The 22444-nt window shown below is 40.2% G+C and carries 21 protein-coding genes; 6 read left to right on the top strand and 15 right to left on the bottom strand.

What is annotated here, in order from left to right; all coding sequences use genetic code 11:
- Nucleotides 1-6: 6 nt before the first annotated feature.
- The 5 genes from QUE46_RS05420 to QUE46_RS05400 all read right to left on the bottom strand — a co-directional run bounded on the left by QUE46_RS05420 (nucleotide 7) and on the right by QUE46_RS05400 (nucleotide 6418).
- Complete coding sequence (locus tag QUE46_RS05420; protein WP_286246543.1) at nucleotides 7-828, bottom strand: bifunctional diguanylate cyclase/phosphodiesterase; 822 nt, start codon at nucleotides 826-828, stop codon at nucleotides 7-9.
- A 299-nt stretch (nucleotides 829-1127) separates the two neighbouring features.
- On the bottom strand, nucleotides 1128-1418 hold the full coding sequence (locus tag QUE46_RS05415; RefSeq protein ID WP_286246542.1) for a hypothetical protein: 291 nt from the start codon (nucleotides 1416-1418) through the stop codon (nucleotides 1128-1130).
- 538 nt (nucleotides 1419-1956) lie between these two features.
- The gene (locus QUE46_RS05410) at nucleotides 1957-4776 is read right to left on the bottom strand and encodes a PAS domain-containing protein (RefSeq protein ID WP_286246541.1); all 2820 of its coding nucleotides are present in this window, start codon (nucleotides 4774-4776) and stop codon (nucleotides 1957-1959) included.
- Entirely contained in the window at nucleotides 4769-5365 is a 597-nt protein-coding gene (locus QUE46_RS05405) for a cysteine hydrolase family protein (protein WP_286246540.1), read from the bottom strand. The genes QUE46_RS05410 and QUE46_RS05405 overlap by 8 nt, the downstream gene beginning before the upstream one ends.
- Nucleotides 5366-5386: 21 nt before the next feature.
- The gene (locus tag QUE46_RS05400) at nucleotides 5387-6418 is read right to left on the bottom strand and encodes a response regulator (protein WP_286246539.1); all 1032 of its coding nucleotides are present in this window, start codon (nucleotides 6416-6418) and stop codon (nucleotides 5387-5389) included.
- Nucleotides 6419-6677: 259 nt separating this feature from the next.
- On the opposite strand from QUE46_RS05400, the gene QUE46_RS05395 reads away from it, so the two are divergent.
- The 3 genes from QUE46_RS05395 (at nucleotide 6678) to QUE46_RS05385 (ending at nucleotide 9638) form a co-directional block, all read left to right on the top strand.
- A complete protein-coding gene (locus QUE46_RS05395) occupies nucleotides 6678-6941 on the top strand; it encodes a GrxA family glutaredoxin (RefSeq protein ID WP_004587283.1) in 264 nt (87 codons plus the stop codon).
- Between the two features lie 162 nt (nucleotides 6942-7103).
- The gene (locus QUE46_RS05390; RefSeq protein ID WP_286246538.1) at nucleotides 7104-8915 is read left to right on the top strand and encodes a DEAD/DEAH box helicase; all 1812 of its coding nucleotides are present in this window, start codon (nucleotides 7104-7106) and stop codon (nucleotides 8913-8915) included.
- 387 nt (nucleotides 8916-9302) lie between these two features.
- Nucleotides 9303-9638, top strand: a complete 336-nt coding sequence (locus QUE46_RS05385; protein WP_286246537.1) for a hypothetical protein — start codon at nucleotides 9303-9305, stop codon at nucleotides 9636-9638.
- Nucleotides 9639-9719: 81 nt separating this feature from the next.
- Here the strand turns inward: QUE46_RS05385 and QUE46_RS05380 are convergent, their stop codons facing one another.
- The 8 genes from QUE46_RS05380 to prmB all read right to left on the bottom strand — a co-directional run bounded on the left by QUE46_RS05380 (nucleotide 9720) and on the right by prmB (nucleotide 16998).
- Complete coding sequence (locus QUE46_RS05380; RefSeq protein WP_286246536.1) at nucleotides 9720-11276, bottom strand: AbgT family transporter; 1557 nt, start codon at nucleotides 11274-11276, stop codon at nucleotides 9720-9722.
- A gap of 151 nt (nucleotides 11277-11427) precedes the next feature.
- Entirely contained in the window at nucleotides 11428-11703 is a 276-nt protein-coding gene (locus QUE46_RS05375) for a YfcL family protein (protein WP_004587288.1), read from the bottom strand.
- Nucleotides 11704-11707: 4 nt separating this feature from the next.
- A complete protein-coding gene (locus QUE46_RS05370; RefSeq protein WP_286246535.1) occupies nucleotides 11708-12838 on the bottom strand; it encodes an ATP-NAD kinase family protein in 1131 nt (376 codons plus the stop codon).
- A complete protein-coding gene (locus QUE46_RS05365) occupies nucleotides 12828-13382 on the bottom strand; it encodes an elongation factor P hydroxylase (RefSeq protein WP_286246534.1) in 555 nt (184 codons plus the stop codon). The genes QUE46_RS05370 and QUE46_RS05365 overlap by 11 nt, the downstream gene beginning before the upstream one ends.
- A gap of 100 nt (nucleotides 13383-13482) precedes the next feature.
- Nucleotides 13483-14130 carry a glutathione S-transferase family protein gene (locus tag QUE46_RS05360; RefSeq protein ID WP_286246533.1) on the bottom strand — a complete coding sequence of 216 codons (648 nt, stop codon included), beginning with the start codon at nucleotides 14128-14130 and terminating at the stop codon, nucleotides 13483-13485.
- Between the two features lie 280 nt (nucleotides 14131-14410).
- A complete protein-coding gene (locus QUE46_RS05355; RefSeq protein ID WP_286246532.1) occupies nucleotides 14411-14788 on the bottom strand; it encodes a DUF4112 domain-containing protein in 378 nt (125 codons plus the stop codon).
- Between the two features lie 118 nt (nucleotides 14789-14906).
- Nucleotides 14907-16004, bottom strand: a complete 1098-nt coding sequence (gene aroC / locus QUE46_RS05350; RefSeq protein ID WP_286246531.1) for a chorismate synthase — start codon at nucleotides 16002-16004, stop codon at nucleotides 14907-14909.
- Between the two features lie 58 nt (nucleotides 16005-16062).
- Nucleotides 16063-16998, bottom strand: coding sequence for a 50S ribosomal protein L3 N(5)-glutamine methyltransferase (gene prmB / locus QUE46_RS05345; RefSeq protein WP_286246530.1), 936 nt, complete (start codon nucleotides 16996-16998; stop codon nucleotides 16063-16065).
- Between the two features lie 151 nt (nucleotides 16999-17149).
- Between prmB and smrB the strand changes: the two genes are divergently transcribed.
- Both smrB and QUE46_RS05335 read left to right on the top strand, forming a co-directional pair.
- A complete protein-coding gene (gene smrB / locus QUE46_RS05340) occupies nucleotides 17150-17707 on the top strand; it encodes an endonuclease SmrB (RefSeq protein WP_286246529.1) in 558 nt (185 codons plus the stop codon).
- 15 nt (nucleotides 17708-17722) lie between these two features.
- Complete coding sequence (locus QUE46_RS05335) at nucleotides 17723-18655, top strand: AEC family transporter (RefSeq protein WP_286246528.1); 933 nt, start codon at nucleotides 17723-17725, stop codon at nucleotides 18653-18655.
- A gap of 6 nt (nucleotides 18656-18661) precedes the next feature.
- Here the strand turns inward: QUE46_RS05335 and QUE46_RS05330 are convergent, their stop codons facing one another.
- Both QUE46_RS05330 and sixA read right to left on the bottom strand, forming a co-directional pair.
- Nucleotides 18662-19012 carry a RidA family protein gene (locus QUE46_RS05330; protein WP_286246527.1) on the bottom strand — a complete coding sequence of 117 codons (351 nt, stop codon included), beginning with the start codon at nucleotides 19010-19012 and terminating at the stop codon, nucleotides 18662-18664.
- A 15-nt stretch (nucleotides 19013-19027) separates the two neighbouring features.
- Nucleotides 19028-19498, bottom strand: coding sequence for a phosphohistidine phosphatase SixA (gene sixA, locus QUE46_RS05325; RefSeq protein ID WP_004587298.1), 471 nt, complete (start codon nucleotides 19496-19498; stop codon nucleotides 19028-19030).
- 183 nt (nucleotides 19499-19681) lie between these two features.
- Between sixA and QUE46_RS05320 the strand changes: the two genes are divergently transcribed.
- Nucleotides 19682-22405 carry an insulinase family protein gene (locus QUE46_RS05320; protein ID WP_286246526.1) on the top strand — a complete coding sequence of 908 codons (2724 nt, stop codon included), beginning with the start codon at nucleotides 19682-19684 and terminating at the stop codon, nucleotides 22403-22405.
- Nucleotides 22406-22444 lie beyond the last annotated feature (39 nt).

Below are 22444 nucleotides of genomic sequence, written 5' to 3'. Positions count from 1 at the left end.
ATTATGTTAAGAGTTTTTTTTTACCCATGTTTGCGTATTGTTGGCTAAACTGCTTGGCCTTCCGAGTAAGTAACCTTGCGCTACATCACACCCTAACTGCTCTAATATTTGCAATTGTTCTCGCTGCTCAATCCCCTCAGCAATGGTTTCTAGCCCTAATCTTTGCGCCATAGCAATAATTGCGCTACATAGGGTGAAGTCTTCATTGTTAGTTGTAATTCCACTTATAAAGCTGCGGTCTATTTTTAGCCCATCAATATTAAACTGCCTTAAAAGGCCCAGTGAAGCATAACCCGTACCAAAATCGTCTAGCCAAATTTTCACCCCTTCCTTATGAAATTGCTCGAATGTTTTAGCAATACGCTGCGGACTTTTTATTAATGCTGTTTCTGTTAGTTCTACTTTTATGGCTGCGGGGTCTATTTGGTACTTATCAAGCAAAGTCATTACTTTAGAAAACACATTCCCTTCAATAATTTGTACTGGCGAAATGTTCAATGAAATCGTTATATCGGTCATACCTAAACTTCTCATTTCGCTTAAATCACTTAGGGTTTGCTTAAAAATCCAATCACCTAAATCTAAAATCATACCTGACTGTTCTACATGCGGAATAAATTCATCTGGGCCAACAACACCATAGCGTGAAGATTCGCACCGCACTAAAGATTCAAAGCCAACTAATTGCCCACTTGTTAAAGACACAAGCGGCTGGTACACCATATTAAAACAATGGTTTCTCATTGCATGAGCCATAATCTGCTCAAGTTCGTGCCAGCGTGCAATGTTGACCGTATTGATAGGCTCTAAACTTTTAAACGCATTCATAAATCTCTCCACAAATAAGGGCTCACCGTAAGCTTGTGTCATAAATTGCAAATTACAGACCAAAACCAGCAGTCAAAAACAAAAATAAAACCTTTTGAATTCAACAAATTAAAAACAAACTGTTAGCCTAAAATTATTGATAGGTATATTTGCATTTTGCAAATCACACTGACACGCAAGCTGATCTAAAGTGGGATCATGAGTAAGCTATGGTTTAGGTATAAAGTGGCTTTAAAAATAAAAAAGGCTGACCTAATTGCTTAGAGTCAGCCGAAATAAATACTAAGGAGAAGTATTGTTTAGTTGTTTAAACCTTGTGAGCCTGATTGGCCAGATTGCTCATCTATGTTTTGAGCGTAGTTTAATGTGTTGCTTTCAATAGTGGCATTATCTAAATCACTATTGCTAAATTTGTTGCTGAACATCTCGGTATTGCCTTTATTAACAGGCTCTATAGTAACGGTGCCTCGCAGTGCTGTTGCACCAACAATAACAGCTGCAACAATAATAATAGACAGCACCATTAACTCTGGAGTAAGAACAAAAGACATTTTTTTTGGTTGCTGTTTAACTTTAGTATTAGTTTGCATAATGGACACCCTTTAAATTTATTTAACTACTTAGCAAATTTATATCAACGATAACTTCGCTTTACTTGGTATTTATATTGCGAAAGCCATGCCAAAATAAATTTAATAATGATAAAATATTTAAGTTCTTATAAATCAAATAGTAAAAAATTATTTTGATAGGGAGAATAAAAAATAACTGAGCGGATATTTGCATTATGAGATTCAATTTCATTTTGATTTGCAAAATGCAAACCAATTTAAAAATAACCATTAAGAACCAACCTGCTCAACCCAATCAATTAAAAAGGATTAGTATTTAAGCGTTATTTAATATTTGGGTTAATGCGTTAAGGCTTTTTAGGGCTGTAAAAGTAATTTACTTCGCATTACTCAATCGCCACCGCTTTTTTGAGAAAACAGTCAATTTTAACCTTTTTAGGTTAAAATTTTGCTAAACCCACTATTTATGTTTATTTACTTAACAACTAAAACTTTAATCGTAAATACTTCAAAGCCATCTGTAACTATTAACCTAAAAGTACGGTTGCATTGCTTGTTACTTTAACAACGACCAAATTTCGTTAATGCGCTCTAACTTAGAGTGTTTAGCGTCATTAAGTTTTGGTAGGTATTGATTTAAGAGCAAATTGAGTTTTTCGCTAATAATTGGTTTAGCTAAATAATCATTCATTCCTGCTTTAATAAAACGCTCTTTATCGCCATGAATCGCATTCGCTGTTAGCGCTATAATAGGGGTGACAATAGCTAACTCTCTGATTTTTTTAGTGGCAGAAATACCGTCTAAAATTGGCATTTGAATATCCATAAATATTAAATCTATTGTTTGCGTTTTAACTTTTTCAATCGCCTCTTGCCCATTACTAGCTATTTTAACTAAGCACCCTTGCTGCTCTAAAAATTGCTGAATTACAATTTGGTTATTTTTATTGTCTTCAACCACAAGCACATGCGTACCTTTAAATGGCTGAGCATTAATTGTGGCTGTGTTTAGTGTGGTTTCTTTTTTATTAGTAAAAATAATATCAAGATGAAAAAGCGCTTCCTCAAGCGCCGCAATCGCTCTGGGTAAATGAGAAGGTTTAAAAGGCCCATTAAACCTCAGCATGCCAGAGCTCGACGCCTCTGTTTTTTGGTTTTTACCCAGTAAGTCTATGAGTAATAAACACGGTTTATTTAGACTCTTGTAACTTTTTAAAAATTGTTGCGCTGCATCTAAATCGGCTTCGTTAGTGGTAACAATAGCGTCGGGCGTATCGATACTATCTAGCTTTGCTATGTTATCAAGGCGTATAAAATCTATCGAATGGCGAGTGAGCATATGCTCTATTGCCGTGTTTAACGGCAAGTTTTTACTTATCACACACACATAGGGCTTTTTGGTTCTGGCAGAAAAGCCTTCTCTTTGCACCTGCTCGCTTGTATCTATTAATAAAGGGTAATTAACAATAAACTCACTTCCTTTACCAAATTGCGAGTTAACAGTAATACTGCCTCCTGCAGCATCACATATTTGCTTACATATGGCTAAGCCTAAGCCACTGCCGCCATATTCCCGAGTAATAGAGTTATCTGATTGAATAAACGGCTTAAACATACTCTCGAGCTTGTTTTGCGCAATCCCTATTCCTGTATCTTTAAAGCTAAGCTGCAACGTAAATTTGTTATTTTCAAACTCAACACACTGTGCTGTCACTATGAGTAATCCCTTTTGAGTAAACTTAATGGCATTTGAGAGTAAATTTATTGCAATTTGCCTTATACGACCATGATCGCCCATCACCTGCACTGGCACATCAGGGTGCAGGTCAAAAATCAGTTCGAGACCTTTTTGCACGGCGCTTTCACTTACAATATCTATCGCCTCTTCTAAGCAAATATCGAGGCTAAATGGTTGATTATCTATTGTGATTGCTTGTGCTTCAAAGCGTGAGTAGGTCAGCACATCATCTAAAATACTCAGTAATGCATCTGAACTTGTTTTAATCATTTGAGTGTAACGTTTTTGCTCTGTTGTGAGCCCTGTGTCATGCAAGATATCTGCACAGCCAATCACCGCATTCAAAGGTGTGCGTATTTCATGGCTTATATTGGCCATAAAACGACTTTTAGACTCTGCCAAAGATTCAGCCTGGTGCTTAGCATCTAAGAGTATTTGCTCAGCTACCACACGCTCTTGAATATCAACCACGGTCGCCGCTATAGATGTAAGGTGCGTGCCATTAAATGAGGTAATGGGTGTGAGGGTCATTTCAACCCAATTTGGCTCGTTAAGTGCATTGGTTAACCTAATATCTAAACGTTTAACTTCTCGGTTGCCTTTACTGTAACCATCAAGTGCTGTGTTTAGCTTTTCTACATCTTTGCCCATTACAAAATTAGTAATGGGTAAGCCAAGGTGTTTATTTATATCTGTTTGGAAAAAATCTTGCCAGGCTCTATTCATAAATAATAACCCACCCTGCGCATCCAACCTTAATACAATATCAGGGATATTATCGACCACAGAGTGGTAATTATATTCTATTTCAGCCATGGCTTGCTCAGCTTTTACACGCTGAGTAATGTTAGTTTCTATGGCTATAAAATGCTGAACGTTACCGTCATCATCTTTTACGGGAGTGGCATCAATAGCAACCCAATATTCGTTTTTATTTTTATCATAATTAACGGTTTCTATTTGAAAAGGTTCGCCATTTGTAATCGCTTTAGCCATTAGCTGGCGCGACTCTAGGCTGGTTTTAGGCCCTTGTAATAGCTTACCTGGAGTAAGCCCGATAACTTCATCGCATGTGTAGTTGGTAAGTGCCTCAAAGCTTTTATTAACCCATTCTATTTTGCCAAATCGATCGGTAATTATAACTAAATTATTCGTGTGACTTGCCACCAAAGAAAGTCGCTTTGCGTACTCTTGCTGCTGAGTGAGTAAGTATTGGTAGTCTTTATGTCGTTGAATGTCGTGTAACGAGCCAATAAATCCGCCGTTATCGTCACAGGCTAAACGCATTTCAAACCAGTTCGTGAACCCATCATTATTTTTAACTTGTAGCTCTATACTGGCGCTAAATACCCCTTCAAAAATAGACTCAATATATGCCAGCAGATTTAACGTGTCTTTGGTCTCTAGCAGTGATGTAATTTTTTTTCCTATAAGCATAGCCGGCGAAAAACCCAACTTATTCAGCCATGCTTCGTTCACGTAACTAATGACTAAGTGCTTATCACATTCAAATACACACTCATCCAGTAGCGCAAGTAATTTAGTTTGTCTGCGCGTATTCGCTGAAAGCTGCTCTATTAGGGCATAATGAACTTGTACTTGTAGCTCGTCTTTTTCTTCCATATGCGCCTCATTCATTTACTAATTCTGTATGGCTGCACACCTTGGCATAAAGCGGAAAAACCTCTTCACAATAAAATGATTGCTCAAATGGCGTTCTGCTTGATGTACAGTCATTAAGTACCGTCACATTAAAGCCAAGCTCTACAGCAGAGCGCGCAGTAGAGTCGATACAAATAGAGGTCACCGTACCTGCTAAAACAATGTCGGTTATACCATTTTCATTAAGCACATTTGCAAGCTCTGTATGAGTAAACGCATTTAGCCCTCGCTTACCAGGTATTTGCATAATACGTTTGCCATATTTATCAAACTCTTTAATGCCTTGAGCACCATAAGAGCCGGCTTTAAAAGCCCCTACTTCAGCAATCACTTTTAAAATACCAATAGGATTTTTAAGCTCACTATAATCTTGGGTAAAGTGAATAGGCGTACTTAGCACTAATGCAAATTTATCTATGTATTTGTCGAGCAGCGCTAACGTATTATTTACCACACCGGTTACTCTTGATGACTCTTCAACCACTTGGTATAAAATGCCATCTGGCGAAAAATAATCATTTTGAAAACCAATGAGCAGCAAGGCTGTTTTTGATAAATCGTTCATAACGTCCTCCTAAACGAGCCTTTAGGCAGCTTGCCAAGGTTTAATAAATTCTTCTAACACAGCTTTTGTTACCGGTTTTTGAAGATAGTGTGTCACCCCTTTTTCAAACAGCTGAGCAATTTGCTGCTCCTCAGTAATGCCCGTTAAAATAACTTTTGGCGTGTTATCGTTTGGGGTGTTTTGTTTAATGAGCTGCTGAGCCACATCGCTACCAAACATACCCGGCATACGCTCATCTAACAGCAGTAAATCGAAAGGCTCTTGCTGGGCAATAAGTAAGGCACTTGAGCCATTTTCTGCACAGGTTACTGCGCAGCCAAGCATTTCAAGCATGACTTTGGTCGCAACTTGGCTTGGCAAGCTGTCATCAGCAACCAATACAGATAATTTGCTGTGGGTATTTAAATTATTAACTGCATTCACTAAATCGGTATCAAAGAACGGCCACGCCAATACAGGCTGAGCAATAGTCTGTTGGCTTTGTAGCTCACTGAGCGCATCAAATGCGCAAACTTTTATACTCCCAGACGCCCCATTATTTAAAAAGTTACTTGCTAGTTGATCAGCAGATAGGTGACGCGCATCTTCAATTTTTAAAGCGTTTGTGTTGTTGCTATCGGCGAGTTTTAACCCATAGTTTTGTGCACTTAAATTAACTAGATAATGAATGCTTTGCTCTAAGTCGTCTTTACTATTTGCTGCGCAAATAAACTCTTTACTTGTATCTACCGATGAAATTGGCTCACGGGTTGCTAGTAATCCGTGTATATCAATGGTGTGCATTTCAGGATTCGAATCTACCCAGTAATTTAAATTAATACCCTGTAAGTTGGCCTCTACTGTTAGCACAAAATGGCTTTTAGCGGCTTTCAGCGAAGGTAGGATAAACGCTTCACATTGAGTAATCATTTGCTCAGGAGACACTTGTAAGCAAATATAATTACACTGTAATTTGTTGATGAGTGTAATTGCCGCTTCTGTGTTGTCTGCTTTGCAAAAGCGTGCTATTACCCCTTGAATAATTTCTAAAACATGGCTGTTATTATTCATCATCGTTCCTAGTAAAATGGCTCTGTCATTAAATATCAATTTACATGCCACTTGCAGCGGCCTTACTAATACGATGAATTCATTAGATTTAAGAATTATAATTCGTGTGGATAACTAAGCTTTTGCAAATTGCAATTCAAAATGCATGGCAAATGAATAATTAACTACATTACATAAAAACAGAATTCACCAATCGATTTTTTGCGCTTTAAATTATTAATTAATCGTTTAATATGAACCCAACTAAATTGAGGAGAGTATTATGCTTACAGTAATTTTTGGCCGCGAAGGCTGTCCATTTTGTGTACGTGCTAAAGACGTTGCCGAGCAACTATCAAATGAGCGTGATGATTTTAAATTTCGTTACATTGATATTATCAAAGAAGGCATTAGCAAAGCGGATTTAGAAAAGTCTGCAGGAAAACCATGCCCAACTGTGCCACAAATTTTTGTAGATCAAACTCACATTGGTGGATTTACTGAATTTGAAGCCTACGCAAAAGAAAACCTAGGCCTATATAAATAACGCATTGTATATAGCTTGTTAACCAGTTTAAAAAATCAAAAACTTAAACTGGTTAAATTTCGACCAACATCAATCACATACAAATTAGTTGTAATTTATACAAGCAATTGACTCGTATTTCCTATACAATGCGCGCCTCTTTAAATTCGTTGAGGCGTATTAATGTCAGAACCAGTCACGTTTGAATCTCTAAATCTTTCTCCTGCAATTTTAAAGGCAGTTGAAGAGTTGGGTTACAAGACACCATCTGAAATCCAAGCTCAATGTATACCGTTATTGCTAGAAAGAAAGGACGTACTGGGACTAGCACAAACGGGTACAGGTAAAACTGCAGCATTTGCACTGCCGTTACTAAACAATATTGACCCGTCTGTGAAACAGCCACAGATCCTTGTACTCACACCTACACGTGAGCTTGCGATCCAAGTTGCTGAGGCATTTGAACAATATGCAAAAGGTACTCGTGGTGTTGAAGTATTAGCACTTTACGGTGGCCAAAGCTACAGCATTCAATTAAGCGCACTTCGTCGTGGCGCACAAATTATTGTTGCTACTCCGGGTCGACTAATCGATCACATTAACCGTGGCACTATCAAGTTTGATGCTTTACAAGCACTTGTACTTGATGAAGCCGATGAAATGTTACGTATGGGCTTTATCGATGATGTTGAAAACATCATGGAAAAAACACCGCGCGAAAAGCAAACATGTCTTTTCTCTGCGACCATGCCTAAGCAAATTCAAAACATTAGCAGCAAATATATGAATAACCCTGAACAGGTTCATATTTCTGCGCGTAACTCAACCGTATCATCTGTTGAGCAAGTGTTTTGGAACGCACACGTACACAAAAACAAAGCTATTGTTCGCTTTTTAGAAGCAGAGCAATACGAAGGTGCTATTGTTTTCGTACGTACACGTAACGACACAGTGCAACTTGCTGAGTTATTAGAGCGTGAAGGTTTCTCTGCTGCGCCACTTAATGGCGACATGAACCAGCAAGCACGTGAGCGCACGGTTGACCGTTTGAAAAGCGGGATGATCAATATCGTGATCGCTACAGACGTAGCAGCGCGTGGTCTTGATGTAGACCGTTTAAGCTTAGTTATCAACTACGACATTCCGCAAGACTCAGAAGCCTACGTTCACCGTATTGGCCGTACAGGTCGTGCTGGGCGTACTGGTAAAGCAATTTTATTTGTTAAGCATAACGAACGTTACTTGCTTAAAAATATTATTCGCCATACTAAGTCTGAAATTGCACAAGTTGAGCTACCTACAGCTAAAGTAGTTGAAGAAAAGCGTATTAATGCGTTAAAAGAAAAGCTTACGCTTGCTCTTGAAAACAAAGACATTACGTTCTTCAATGAAGTGGCTGCTAGCATGGCGCAAAAACTAGACTTATCTTTAGAAGACTTAGCAGGTGCATTACTGTGTTTAGCACAGCAACAATCACCAATTAAAGTTGAAGAAGTTAAGGTTCAACCTCGTAACGAGCGCAATTCACGTAACGAGCGTGGCGATCGTAATGATCGTGGTCGCCGTGGTGACCGCCCTGAGCGTAAACCTCGCGAGCGTAATAGCCGCGATGCAGGCCCTATGGATACTTACCGTATCGAAGTAGGTCGTGAGCACGGTGTACAGGTTAAGAACATTGTTGGCGCGATTGCTAACGAAGCTGATATCTCAAGCAAGTTTATTGGTGACATTCGTCTACACGACAGTCACAGTACGGTACAATTGCCGCAAAACATGCCTAAAGATGTACTTGATCACTTCCAAAAAGTGTTTATTTGTAAACGCCCAATGGGTATGACACTAACAAAAGATCAAGGCCCAGCTGAGCCACGTGGTGAGCGCGCTGAGCGTCCAAGTGGCGACAGAAAGCGCAACTTTAACAAAGACAACCAACGCGGTGATAAGCGTGGCGGTCCTCGTAAAGAACGTCGCCCTGTGAGCTTCACATCTAACTAAGCTTTATAGCTTACGTTGTAAAAAACCTTGCCACGAAAGTGCCAAGGTTTTTTGTTTTAAAGCCACTGCTTTAGTAAAAAATAAAAATTCTGTAAACTAAGAAAAAACTATAATTCACGGACGAATTTACATTGAAAAAATATTATGACAACTTGCTCTTTGCAGCAATAATTGGCTTCCCAATTCTGAATATTGCCACGCTTATACTAATGGATTTTACCGATCCACCATTTATTGAAAATAAAATTTATGAGGCTATTTTTTATATAGCGCTTCCTATTTTTTTGCGGGGCATTATTTATCTATCTCCATGTACTTGTAATCAAAAAATATAGACGTTGCAGTAAATACAGGGAGCATCTTAAAGGTAGCTTTTCAGATACAAAAATGAAGTTATCATTAATCTTCACCTACCCAATACTCCCTTTGTTAATCTATGCAACTTTCTATTTTTTACTCTCTGCCCCCATTGAGTTATGGGCTTACTACACGCAAGGTGACTATTGGTATAAGGAATATATCCTCACTGATGTACAAGAGTGTGGCACTGAGTATGAAGATAGTTGTACTCGCTTATACTTTAAAGACCCTACTACTAACAAAACGCACGACTTTAGATGGTACGACGATAAGCCTACAATAATGAATAACAAAAACGATTACGTGTATATTGTTGGTGAGGAAAGTTTATTCGGCTATATAGCGAGAGAATTAGAAAGGTAATTAACACTACTTTTTACATTGCTGCATTTTTATATTAAAAACCTCACTCAAGTGAGTGAGGTTCATAAATTAAGTTTTAAATTAAGGTAACGTTGGATAAACGTAACTCGCATCTAACCCTAACGGAATACCGAGTGCCCAATACCCTAGCAAGAAAATACTCCAGCCAATCATGAACGCGATTGAGTAGGGGATCATAAGTGCGATAAGCGTGCCTATACCGGTATCTTTTACGTACTTTTGGCAGTAAACCACAACCAATGGGAAATACGGCATGAGTGGGGTAATTATATTTGAGCTAGAGTCTCCGATTCTATAAGCCGCTTGGGTTAAATCGGGTGATATACCTAGTTGCATTAACATGGGCACAAAAATGGGCCCCAGTAATGCCCATTTTGCTGAACTTGAGCCAACGAACAAGTTTACAAAGCCGGTCAAAAATATAATACCCACAACAGTTACAGCGCTTGGCAACTCCATTGCTTTTAAAAGCTGCGCTCCTTCAATGGCCATTAACGCCCCTAAGTTAGACTTAGAAAACGCCGCAATAAATAACGCACAAAAGAACGCCATTACAATGTAATAAGCCATGCCACTCATTGCGGTGCTCATCGCATCTATCATATCTTTTGAGGTTTTAAAGGTTCCAACGGTAAAACCATACACGGCACCGGGTATCCAAAATAATAAAAAGATTAAAGGCACAATAGATTGCATAAGGGGCGATCTAAAATTAGTCAGTGAGCCATCGGCACTGCGCATTGCTGAATCGGCAGGAGCGGATACAAATGCAAGTAAAGCAAGCCCTACGACCATTACGCTACTGGCTATAAAAAAGGCGCGTTTTTCATCACTTTTAGCTTCATCGAAGGCTGGTAAATTGTGGGTATCTTCATTAAGCGGTGTGTTTTTTAACCGTGGCTCAATTATTTTGTCAGTAATATACCAGCCTAATAAAACAATAAATAAACTCGAAGCAGAAGTGAATGCCCAGTTATTAAGTGGGTTAATCGACATATCGGGGTTAATAATTTGCGCTGCACTTTGGGTAAAGCTTTGTAGTAATGGGTCTATCCCTGATGGAATAAAGTTAGCGCCAAATCCACCGCTCACACCTGCAAACGCTGCTGCAATGCCTGCTAATGGGTGTCGCCCTGCGGCAAAGAAAATAACACCTGCTAGTGGGATCACCAATACGTAGCCTGCATCGGTTGCAGTATGGCTTACAATAGCCACTAAAATCACTGAAGGGGTTAACAGTTGCTTGGGGGTCACTTTAAGCATTAACTTAAGGCCCGTATTGATATAACCCGAGTGTTCAGCCACCCCCACACCTAACATGGCAACCAGTACCACGCCCAGCGGTGCAAAGCCCGTAAAGGTTTTTACCATGGAAGATAAAAACGAGGCGAGTGAATCGCCCTCTAGCAGGTTATTCACAACAATGGCTTGACCTGTACGTGGGTCTAACGCATCAAAACTTACGCCAGATAATAACCACGAGCACAACCAAATAAGTAACATAGCGAATAAGAAAATAATCGCCGGATCGGGTAGTTTGTTACCAACCCGCTCCACAAAATTTAAAAAGCGTGCGATTAACCCTGTAGGTACCGCTGCTTGATTATTATTGTTCATTTATAGCTCCCAAATAGGTTTTAGTAACAATATACCATTAATGAGTAACAGTAAATTAACCAATTAATCTATTATGGGCACAAATAAAGCATAAAAAAACGCGGCTTCATTATCGTTGCCGCGTTTTTTGTAATTGTGAACTAAGCATCCGTTAAGCGAGGGCTTTCACTTCTTCCCAAAGCCTAACAACCAAGGTTTTATCTTCTTCGTTTAGCTCGCCATTGCGGTATGCTTTTACTAAGCTTTGCTCCACGGTTTCGTTGAGTTCGTCAATAGAGATTGTTAGCTCTTCTACTTCTGCATAGCCTACTGCAAGGTCGTAATGTCCGCGCAAATAACCACCAGCGAACAGCTCATCATCTGTTGCTTTAATTACTAAATCATCAAAGTATTGCTGCGCAGCATCAATATAATTCACTAAACTCATTGTGTTACTTCTCCTGGTTTTCATAACCGACAGCATACATAATATGGTCGTTATAGCCGGTGGTTACTTTAATGTAACCTGTTAATTCATCATCTAAAGCGCTGTCGCCAGTGTCACAAATAAGCGGACGCCCGTTCAACGCGTGTAATTTGGTTTTAGTTGCCACTACGATAATATTGTCTTTACCAATAGCACGAATAAGCTCAGGGCTTAGCTGCTGATTCCCTCGACCAAAAATATGGCCTTGCCCGCCTATTAATGTAATAACTAATTTAGTCACATGCCCATGCGTACTATCAAGCAACTGCTTGGCAGTTAAATCTTGCGCAACTAAGATTTGATCTTTAATTAAATCTACGCCCAATAAAGTATTATCCAGCCCCATTTCTTGCATTATGGCTTCAACAGTTGAGCCACTACCCATAATGTAATAAGTGTCTTCATCCATTTCACTCACCACATGCGCTGCAATATCGGCAAGCACAAGTTCATCTGTTTCTTTGCCGCCATTTTTAACGGCTTGTACATAACGTACTTCGCTTGGTATTTGCATTTCGCCGTAGCGCTTAGCTTTTACGGTGCCTTGTCTAAACGCCTCTTCGTCAATATCCATGACATCGGCATCTGCAAGCGTCACTAGCTCGCCTTTTACTAGCATTTCGACTACGCGGCCAGCTGCTCTAGGTGTAATTGCATACACGCCAGAGTGAATTTTACAGCCAGCAGGTATACCCAGCACTGGTATAGTATCTTCTATGGCATGACAAATATTGCGCGCTGTACCATCGCCACCAGCAAACAGCACTAAATCGACGCCTAAATTTTTAAGTAATTTAGCGCTTGCTTCTGTATCATCGCTACTTGTAACTTCACTAGCGGTATAAATTACTTCAACATTAAAGCCTAATGCGCGTGCTGTTTTTTCGCCCATATCGCCATTTACAGTATAAATTGTTAACTGCTCTTTATAGGGTACAAGCACTTCTAGGGCTGCCTGTGTGCGGCTGTTAGCTTTGGCTTGCGCACCCAGCTCAATTGCCTTTGCAGCCGTGTTTTCGCCATCACTGCCTTTTAAAGCAACACTGCCACCAAGTCCTGCAACAGGGTTAATAATTAAGCCTAACTTAAACTGCATTTTGTAACTCCTGAGGGTGATGCCAATTAAATTGCTGAGCAGTTAACGGCCACGGTGTTTTATAAAAATCACTTAACGCTTTTAATAATGCTTGGGTACGTGCGTTAACTCCCTGCTCTAATAATATTAATACCTGCTGGTGTACTCGCGCTTGAAAGTCAAACCGACAAGTTTGCTCGCCGTTCAAATTATCTACCGACACATTAAAATCAAAGCCAGCAGCAGTGCTGAGCAGCCACTCTATTGCTTGTGGCTTTATTTCTACGCTTTCAAATTCAGCTTGTTGGTGTTTATCTCGCCCATCTGGGCAGTACCAGTATCCATAATCTTCAAGCTCTCTGCGTTTGTTTCCAGCCACTAACCAATGCGCTATTTCATGTAGGGCACTGGCATAAAAGCCGTGAGCAAATACAATTTGATTAAACCCATGGGTATTATTGGCAGGTAGATAAACAGGCTCATCATCGCCTTTTACTAAGCGAGTGTTATGGCTTTGATAAAAAACACTATCGAAAATAGATATAAGATCGGCAATATGATGCATAAAACTGATTAATTCGTCTCGGTTACAGCGCAAAATTAGCGCACTAAAAACGAGACGAATTGTACGGGCTTTTACCTTTAAAGTAAAAGTGATGAGTGAGTTATACCTCTACCCCCGCCTCATCACACTCAACTATATCTGTTTCAGTTAGTGCTTGCGTAATCCATGTTTGCAATACGGGGCAGCGCATTACAAAATCACAATATTGCTGCGCCTGTTCTGATAGCGCAATTTGATAGGTTTTTAAGCGCAGTACAATAGGAGCGTACATCGCATCGGCAATACTAAAGTCGCCAAAAAACCATGTATTGGGAAACACATCTTGTTGCTGTGCAAATATCTCGTCTATGCGAGCGATGTCTTTTAGTACTTCGTTTGAGAGCGTTACTTTACGGGTTGCTCGTATGTTCATTGGCATTTCATTACGAAGTGCCATAAAGCCTGAATGCATTTCAGCGCTTAACGCGCGTGCTTTAGCTCTTTGGGTAATGTATTTTGGCCATGCTGCACCAGATAAATAAGCATCGTTAATATATTCGCAGATTGCGAGCGAGTCCCACACTTGCAGATCACCATCAATTAACGCCGGCACTTTTTGAACGTGAAAGTGTTGTTTTAGTTCGTCGTAAAAGTCACTGGTGTCGAGCACAAGCTGGGTTTCGTCAAACGGGACATCAAATTTACTCATTAAATACCATGCGCGTAATGACCAGCTAGAATAATTTTTATTACCGATAAATAATTGCATTTTGTGTATTCCAAAGTGAATAGGCTTCTCTACCTTACTAGGTGATTAAACAACCAACAACACTTTGTTTTTTATTCTTAATGCTAAATTTAAAGCCTCTCAAAAAAATATTATACCAATCCGCATAATTAAGTGATCTATTTTAAGGATGGAAAAGCGTGTTGATAGCAAAGAAAAAGTTCGCTATTTAATTGTTCTAAATGAAAATTTTTAACGCAGATAGTGACACGTTTAGCCCCTAAAAATGATTAAGTATTATTGAGGAGTGGTATTATTACTCTCAATTAGCTAACTGCGCATTTAAATGTTTTTTTAATAAACGGGTATTGCGGGTGTTAGCTTTAAAAAATGCATCAAATATATCGCCAAAAAATGGAACTAAGCCGCCTACAAAGTCAATCAGCATATTGATGATCATCTTCGTTTTTATACGTTTACTTACACCTAAACGCTGCGCCTCTACTAGTACATAGCTTGATAAAATGAGCCCTGCCGCATCACCTATAACGGGAATTAAACCAATCACCGCCTCTAGCCCTATGTTAAATTTAGTAAAAGGAATGCCAATACTGCTGTCTGTTAACTGACTAAAACGATCTAATCGTGCTATAGCAGCTTGGGTTTTAAGGTGTGTGTTATTGTGCTTATTATCGTTCATGATTACTATCCTCCTTAAAACAGTATAGAGCGCAAACTTGAACAACCCCTGAAAGGCTTAAAAGCGAATTACAAGCATAAAAAAACGCGGTAGTCCGCGTTTTTTAAAGTATTAATGGCTAAACAGAGCCTTTAATTGGCCCATGTTTGTGGTTAACATGTGGGTTTTGTCCGCGCTGGCGCAGTAAGTGATCCATTAAGGTAATGGCCATCATTGCCTCAGCAATTGGGATTGCACGAATACCAACGCACGGATCGTGACGACCTTTGGTGATCATCTCTACCGCTTCGTTTTCAGTATTAATGCTTTTACCTGGAATAGTAATACTTGATGTTGGTTTAAGCGCAATAGAGGCAATAATATCTTGCCCTGTAGAAATACCAGCAAGTACGCCACCCGCGTGGTTTGAAGTAAAGCCATCTGGAGTTAACTCATCACGATGCTCTGAGCCTTTTTGCTCTACTACATCAAAGCCATCGCCAATTTCTACACCTTTAACGGCGTTAATGCTCATTAGTGAATGCGCAATCTCAGCATCTAGCCTATCAAATACAGGCTCGCCTAATCCTACCGGTACGTTGCTAGCCACCACTTTTACTTTTGCGCCCACTGAGTCGCCTTGTTTTTTAAGGTCTCTCATGTACTCATCAAGCGCTTCTAGCTTAGTTGCATCAGGAAAAAAGAATAAGTTGTTTTCAACTTCATCCCAATCGTAACTTTCGGCTTTTATTGGCCCAAGTTGGCTTAGGCATGCTTTTACTTCTATACCATGAAACTGCTTTAAGTATTTTTTAGCAATTGCGCCTGCCGCTACACGAATTGCAGTTTCACGCGCAGAAGAGCGACCACCGCCGCGATAATCGCGCAGACCGTATTTGTGCCAGTAAGTGTAATCGCCATGACCTGGGCGAAACACATCTTTAATTTTACCGTAGTCTTTTGAGCGTTGATCGGTATTTTCGATAAGTAAACCAATGCTGGTGCCTGTGGTTTTGCCTTCAAAAACGCCTGAAAGAATTTTTATTTGATCGTCTTCTCGGCGCTGCGTTGTATAGCGGCTTTGCCCAGGTTTACGACGGTCTAAATCAATTTGTAAGTCAGCCTCTGTGATCTCAAGGCCTGCGGGAGTACCATCTACAACACCGCCTAGGGCAACGCCGTGGCTCTCACCAAAGGTGGACACTTTAAACAACTGCCCTATGCTATTACCTGCCATTAACTTTCCTCATTCCTAATGACTACAAAAGTTGCCGAGCATACGCTCGGCCTAAAATTTATTTTGCAAAATACGTATCAAGCTGCGCTTTGCTTATTACAAATACACCTAAGCCGCCTTGCTCAAACTCAACCCACTCAAATGGTGCGCCCGGATACAAAGCATCCATATGTACCATAGAGTTACCAACTTCTACAAATAACAAACCGTTATCAGTTAGATGATTGCTCGCATGCTCTAAAATAGTACGTGTAACGTCTAAGCCATCATGCCCAGACGCTAAACCAAGCTCAGGCTCATGATGAAATTCTCGTGGTAAATCAGCCATGTCCTCAGCATCAACATACGGTGGGTTGGCTACTATTAGGTCATACTTTTGCCCTGGCACTCCACTAAATACATCTGACTGAATAGGTAGTACGCGGTCACTTAGCATATAGTCGTTTATATTTATATCTGCTACTTCAAGCGCTTCATACGATATATCAACCGCATCAACTTGCGCAGTTTCAAATGCCTGAGCAAGTGCAATAGCAATACACGCAGAGCCTGTGCATAAATCTAAAATACGGTTAACGCTTTGCGGCTGCTCAAGCCACGGTGAAAACTTATTAGTAATAAGTTCTGCAAACGGCGAACGCGGAATAAGCACACGCTCATCAACATAAAATGGCATGCCGGCAAACCAAGCAATGCTTGTTAAATAAGGAACCGGCGTGCAGTCGTTTATACGTTCTGCGATTAACCCTGCTAAGCGGTTTTTTTCTGTACTTGTTAACCGCGCATGCATTAACTCTTTAGGGGCATCAATAGGTAAACTTAGTGCAGGAAGTAATAAGCTAACGGCTTCATCCCACGCGTTATCTGTGCCATGTCCAAAAAATATTCCACTACTTGCAAATTGGCTTGTAGTCCAGCGTAACCAGTCATGTAACGTTGACAGTTCTGCAACAGCTTCATCAAGTGTTGCTTCTTCTATTTGTAAATCACTCATATTTTTTACCTGTTTTAGCTAACTGACTGTTTTGAGTCTTTGCGACGATTGCATTGCCTAACTGTGCTGAGCAAATTACAATTGCCCCTCACTTTTATATTGTACCGCCTTTTGCGCTGCGTTTTTACGTTTTTTTGTTTAGGTAAAATTTATGAAAAAAGACATCTCATCACAATCGTCCCTAAGCAATGACGACATTGACCTTTTTCGCCAAACAATTACAGGCGCTAAGGTGTTTAAACAAGATACCCATAGGTTTGATACAAAACCTAAGGTGTCACAAGCGAAGCAATTTGCCCAGCAAAAAAAACAGGTTGAGTCTGAATTTTTCTTTTCTGACGAATATATCCCCGATATAGACACAAATAGCACCATTAACTATGTGCAAAATGGCCACGACTCTTTTTTAGCAAAACAGTTACGACGCGGCGACTTTGCGCCCGATTTAACTCTCGACCTGCACGGGCTAAATAAAGAACGTGCAAAAGATGAACTCGCGGGGCTTATTCACGAGTGCAAAAGACAGCATTATTACTGCGCGTGCATAGTGCACGGCATTGGCGAGCGTGTTTTAAAACACAAAGTACCGCAGTATTTGGTGCAACACCCCGATGTAATAGCCATGCATCAAGCACCGCTAGAATACGGCGGACGCGGTGCCGTGCTAATTTTAATTGATTTACCACAAAGTGATGAGTTTAGACGCTAATTAAAGGAAGAATACGTGCAAATTTTTTCGATTATTTTTCCCTTAATTTTTATTGTCGCACTGGGCTACACCTGTTGTTATTTTAAATTTTTTAATCAGCAGCATATTGCCGGCTTAAGTAAATTTACTTTTTATGTAAGTTTACCCGCTTTTTTAATGCTCAATATGTCGCAAATAAATTTGCATCAAAGTATTAGTATCGAAGCATTTTTAAGCTTTTATATTCCCGTATTAGTAGTATTTGCTTTGGGCATACTTATCGATAGGTACTATTTAACTAAACAAGAAAGTGCTGGAAATTATCAACAGCATAGTGTGTTTGGCCTTGCTGGTAGTTATTCAAATATGGTGTTAGTGGGTATACCTATTGTTATTGCTTCACTTGGCAAAGACATGATTGCTATCGCTTTTATGATCATCACATTTCATAGCACGTTGCTTTTTGCATTAACCTATTTAATAGGTGCAAAAGGAAATGCGGATGATTTTTCGTGGGCAAAATTTGCTAAAAACATGATTTTTAACCCTATTGTATTGAGTATTGGCTGTGGATTGCTTTTAAATGTGTCGGGAATTACATTATATACAAATTTAGCCAACGCCTTAGCGCTACTCGCCAGCCCTGCTATTGCATGTGCTTTATTTGTGTTAGGCGCTAATTTGGTATTTTATAAGGTGGCTGCAACTTGGCAGCCAGCGCTTATCGCTTCCTTGTTAAAAATACTGATTTTGCCTGCGGTTGTGTGTGTAGCAGCTACGTGGGTGTTTGAGCTAGATACGCAAATTCGTAACGTACTGGTATTACTGAGCGCCTCGCCTGTTGGCGTTAATGCGTATTTAATTGCAAGCCAGTTAAATACGCATCAAGTTACATTAGCTGGTACAGTCGTGCTTTCAACGGTACTTAGTGTAGTAAGCTTTTCGTTTTGGCTGGCTGTGCTTTTATAAAGGCGCTTATTTAAGTGCGGCCACTACCGAAATTTCAACCAAAAGCGCATCGCGCGCCATTTTAGCTTCAACACAGGCGCGTGCCGGCGCATAACCTTCTGGCACCCATGCATCCCATACCGCATTCATATCGGCAAAATACTCCATGCTTTTAACATAAATAGTTGCGCTTAACATATGCTTTTTAGAACTCCCTGCCTGCTCAAGTAGTGTCTCTACTTTGTCGAGCATCGTTTGCGTTTGCTCTGTAATGTTTTGTTCTGCATCGCTGCATACTTGTCCGCATAAATAAACGGTTCCATTATGTTTAACTATACGGCTCATACGCGCACCCGTTTCAAGGCGTTCTATACTCATTTTTATCTCTTTTCTCTATATGTTGGCAGGCGCGTTAATATTTACATATTCACTGCGCTGCGAGGTTTCATCATACTGAATGACAGCAACCGCTGCGGTATTAAAAATAGGCATATTACCTGGGCTGAGCTGATCTACTATATAACTCACTATGGGCATATGAGCGACCACCAACCACGTATTGCACTGAGGATGCATGGCAATAAGTGTTTCTAAATAATCAGCTGCTATTTGTGGCTTCCCCTCGGGGATTATGTCGCTACAGGTTTCACTAAATTTAAATACATTGTTTTTTTCAACTTCTTTAGCTGTTTGCTGTGCGCGCGAGTAAGGACTTACCAATAACGCATCTACAGAAAAGTGTTTGTGTAGCCATAAGCCCATTTTTTCTGCTTCTGCATGGCCTTTCGGTGTTAGGTTTCTTGCTGCGTCATTAGCTTGCATCGGTGTCGCTTCGCCGTGGCGCATAATTAAGATTGTTTTCATAAAAAATCAACCGATTAATGAATATAAAACAGTAGCCAGTTTGCCCATTTGTCCGCTATATTAACTATTATTCCAAAGAATAATTCTCTCATGATATTCAGGTAAATCTTTTCGCTATTTTTTCGCTGTCCTGAAGCTATCATCTGTTGTTAACAAGTAAACGTCTCGTTTCAGGAGCATCATTTGAATATCAGCCGCAATGATAACAGAGCATACCGCGCCATTACACTCGACAATGGGCTAAAAGTATTATTAGTGCAAGATAAAGATTCAACTAAAGCCGCTGCTTCGATGGCGGTTAACGCTGGCCATTTTGATGACCCCCTTGACAGGCAAGGCCTTGCACACTTTTTAGAGCATATGCTTTTTTTAGGGACCGACCAATACCCTGATTCTGGAAGCTTTAATAATTTTGTATCTCAATCGGGCGGCAATACCAACGCGTGGACCGGTACTGAGCACACGTGTTATTACTTTGATATTAATAATCAAGCCATTGAAAAAGCCCTTGCGCAATTTAGCCGCTTTTTTATTGCCCCATTATTAAACCCAGCGGAGACCGAAAAAGAGCGCAATGCCATAGAGGCTGAGTTTAAATTAAAAATAAAAGATGATGGGCGTCGTATTTATCAGGCTCATAAAGAAACCGTTAACCCAGCTCACCCTTTTGCTAAATTTTCGGTGGGTAATTTACATACCCTCGCCGATAGAGAGCGCTGCATAAGTGACGAGTTAAGAGATTTTTTTAATAAGTACTATCAAGCACAGTGGATGACCCTCGTAATTTGTGCCAACGAACCGCTTGATACGCTCGCCCAGTGGACGCATCGTTATTTTAGCGGCATTAATGGCCATAAAGGCGCACTTAAAGCCCCTATTGAGGAGCCATTGTATCGCGCGCAAGATATTGGCAAAGTACTGCACATTGAACCGCACAAGCACATGCAAAAACTTATTATTAGTTTTGCTATGCCAAATATCGATGACTTTTATCGCCACAAAACCGTCAGCTTTATAGCCCACCTACTCGGCTACGAAGGCGCAGGCTCGTTGTACTCTATTTTAAAAGAGCAAGGGTGGATTAACGCACTTTCTGCCGGCGGCGGAATAAATGGCAGCAACTTTAAAGATTTCAACATTAGCATGGCGCTTACCGATGAAGGCATTGAATACTTTGAAGATATAATAGAAATTGTGTTTGAGTATATTTGCCTAATCAATAACAACACCGATAAATTGCCACGCCTATACCAAGATAAAAAAAACCTGTTACAAATTGCGTTTGATAACCAAGAAAAATCGCGCTTAATTGATTGGGTAAGTAACCTAAGCATTAATATGCAGCACTACGACGAAGCTAACTATGTGCAAGGCGATTACTTAATGGAAGGCTTTAATAAAGCCACTCATGAAATGGCGATGCAATGGCTTACCCCACATAATATGCGCTTGGTACTTATTCATCCAGGTGTAGAGGCAGAGCACAGCACTGCGTGGTACAACACCCCCTACAAAGTTGAGGCAATTTCGCCGCATTGGCTGGAGTCGCTTGCGCATATAAATAAACCGCTGAGTACTATGCTGCTTCCTACAGCAAACCCCTATTTAACAAAAGAAGTGGTGTTATACGAAGTCGAAAAACCACAAACCAAGCCCTTACTGTTAGTTAAAGAGCCTGGGTTTGACTTTTGGTTTAAACAAGACAACACCTTTAGGGTAGCCAAAGGGCACTTTTATTTAGCAATGGACTCGCACTTTGCGGTAAAAGATGTAAAGCACATGGCGTTAACTCGCCTTTTTAGTGACTTATTTATGGACAGTGTTGGCGAGCAGTTTTACCCCGCAGAATTGGCAGGTTTGAGTTATCATTTAACCTCACACCAAGGCGGGCTTACGTTGCACACAGCGGGGCTATCGACTAGTCAGCTAGAGTTGGTGGAGCAATTACTTGATGCATTGTTTAATGTTGATATTTGTGCACGCCGCTTTGCCGAGTACAAAAAGCAACTGGTAAGGCACTGGCGCAACAGCAACCAAAATAAACCCGTGAGTAAATTGTTTAGCGTATTGGGTGCCAAAATAATGCCATGGAATCCACAACCCAACGAATTAGCCACTGCACTTAAAAACACCTGTTTTCAGCAGTTTAACGAATTTAGAGCCGATTTTTTTAAAGCCTTACATGTTGAGTCGTTTTTACACGGTAATTGGCAACAAACAGACGCAAAAGTGTTTCATAAAAAAGTGGCTGAGCATTTAAAAAATGCCACGGCTATTGAGGATTTAACACGCCCATTGCACGAGATAGACCAAGTGACTCGCTGCGAACTTGAACTGCCATGCAGTGATAACGCCATGGTAATTTACTACCAAGCACAAAGTGCAGAAGTGGATGAAAAAGTTAAATTAATGGCCCTTAATCATATAATCAACCAAGACTATTTTAACGAACTAAGAACCACACAACAGCTAGGTTACTTGGTTGGCACGGGCTATGCGCCATTTAATACCCGAGCCGGCATTGCTTTTTATATTCAATCGCCAAAATTTGAAGCTCACACCCTGCTGCACAGGCATAATCATTTTGTAAGCCAGTTTATTGTTAACCTAGACGCCCTAGACGAAACAACATGGCAGCAGCATAAACAAGGTTTGGCAACTCACATAGCTGAAAAAGATAAAAACTTACGGTTACGTTCACAGCGTTTTTGGCTAGCGATAGGTAACAAAGATCATGACTTTCATATGCAAAAGCGCCTCCTAGAGGCACTGCGCGCCCTCAGCCTTAAAGAAATGAAAAGCTACGCCATAGCTACTTTTTCAAAAGATAGGCCAAGGTATGAGTTATTAAGTAGCGCAAAAGTAAATAAATCGCAAAAATTGCCGCTTTGCTCGCAATCTCTTTGACTCTGTAAGTGGCATGATTTAAATTATCATTTGTTAATT

Source organism: Pseudoalteromonas sp. MM1 (assembly GCF_030296835.1).
In the GTDB taxonomy this organism is placed as follows: domain Bacteria; phylum Pseudomonadota; class Gammaproteobacteria; order Enterobacterales; family Alteromonadaceae; genus Pseudoalteromonas.
The sequence above is the reverse complement of the archived record's forward strand: the minus strand, read 5'-3'. Positions and strand labels throughout refer to the sequence as shown.

Coding starts and splice junctions, on each gene's coding strand:
- QUE46_RS05420 (WP_286246543.1), bottom strand. CDS start 828: ATGAATGCGTTTAAAAGTTTAGAGCCTATCAATACGGTCAACATTGCA.
- QUE46_RS05415 (WP_286246542.1), bottom strand. CDS start 1,418: ATGCAAACTAATACTAAAGTTAAACAGCAACCAAAAAAAATGTCTTTT.
- QUE46_RS05410 (WP_286246541.1), bottom strand. CDS start 4,776: ATGAATGAGGCGCATATGGAAGAAAAAGACGAGCTACAAGTACAAGTT.
- QUE46_RS05405 (WP_286246540.1), bottom strand. CDS start 5,365: ATGAACGATTTATCAAAAACAGCCTTGCTGCTCATTGGTTTTCAAAAT.
- QUE46_RS05400 (WP_286246539.1), bottom strand. CDS start 6,418: ATGATGAATAATAACAGCCATGTTTTAGAAATTATTCAAGGGGTAATA.
- QUE46_RS05395 (WP_004587283.1), top strand. CDS start 6,678: ATGCTTACAGTAATTTTTGGCCGCGAAGGCTGTCCATTTTGTGTACGT.
- QUE46_RS05390 (WP_286246538.1), top strand. CDS start 7,104: ATGTCAGAACCAGTCACGTTTGAATCTCTAAATCTTTCTCCTGCAATT.
- QUE46_RS05385 (WP_286246537.1), top strand. CDS start 9,303: ATGAAGTTATCATTAATCTTCACCTACCCAATACTCCCTTTGTTAATC.
- QUE46_RS05380 (WP_286246536.1), bottom strand. CDS start 11,276: ATGAACAATAATAATCAAGCAGCGGTACCTACAGGGTTAATCGCACGC.
- QUE46_RS05375 (WP_004587288.1), bottom strand. CDS start 11,703: ATGAGTTTAGTGAATTATATTGATGCTGCGCAGCAATACTTTGATGAT.
- QUE46_RS05370 (WP_286246535.1), bottom strand. CDS start 12,838: ATGCAGTTTAAGTTAGGCTTAATTATTAACCCTGTTGCAGGACTTGGT.
- QUE46_RS05365 (WP_286246534.1), bottom strand. CDS start 13,382: ATGCATCATATTGCCGATCTTATATCTATTTTCGATAGTGTTTTTTAT.
- QUE46_RS05360 (WP_286246533.1), bottom strand. CDS start 14,130: ATGCAATTATTTATCGGTAATAAAAATTATTCTAGCTGGTCATTACGC.
- QUE46_RS05355 (WP_286246532.1), bottom strand. CDS start 14,788: ATGAACGATAATAAGCACAATAACACACACCTTAAAACCCAAGCTGCT.
- aroC (WP_286246531.1), bottom strand. CDS start 16,004: ATGGCAGGTAATAGCATAGGGCAGTTGTTTAAAGTGTCCACCTTTGGT.
- prmB (WP_286246530.1), bottom strand. CDS start 16,998: ATGAGTGATTTACAAATAGAAGAAGCAACACTTGATGAAGCTGTTGCA.
- smrB (WP_286246529.1), top strand. CDS start 17,150: ATGAAAAAAGACATCTCATCACAATCGTCCCTAAGCAATGACGACATT.
- QUE46_RS05330 (WP_286246527.1), bottom strand. CDS start 19,012: ATGAGTATAGAACGCCTTGAAACGGGTGCGCGTATGAGCCGTATAGTT.
- sixA (WP_004587298.1), bottom strand. CDS start 19,498: ATGAAAACAATCTTAATTATGCGCCACGGCGAAGCGACACCGATGCAA.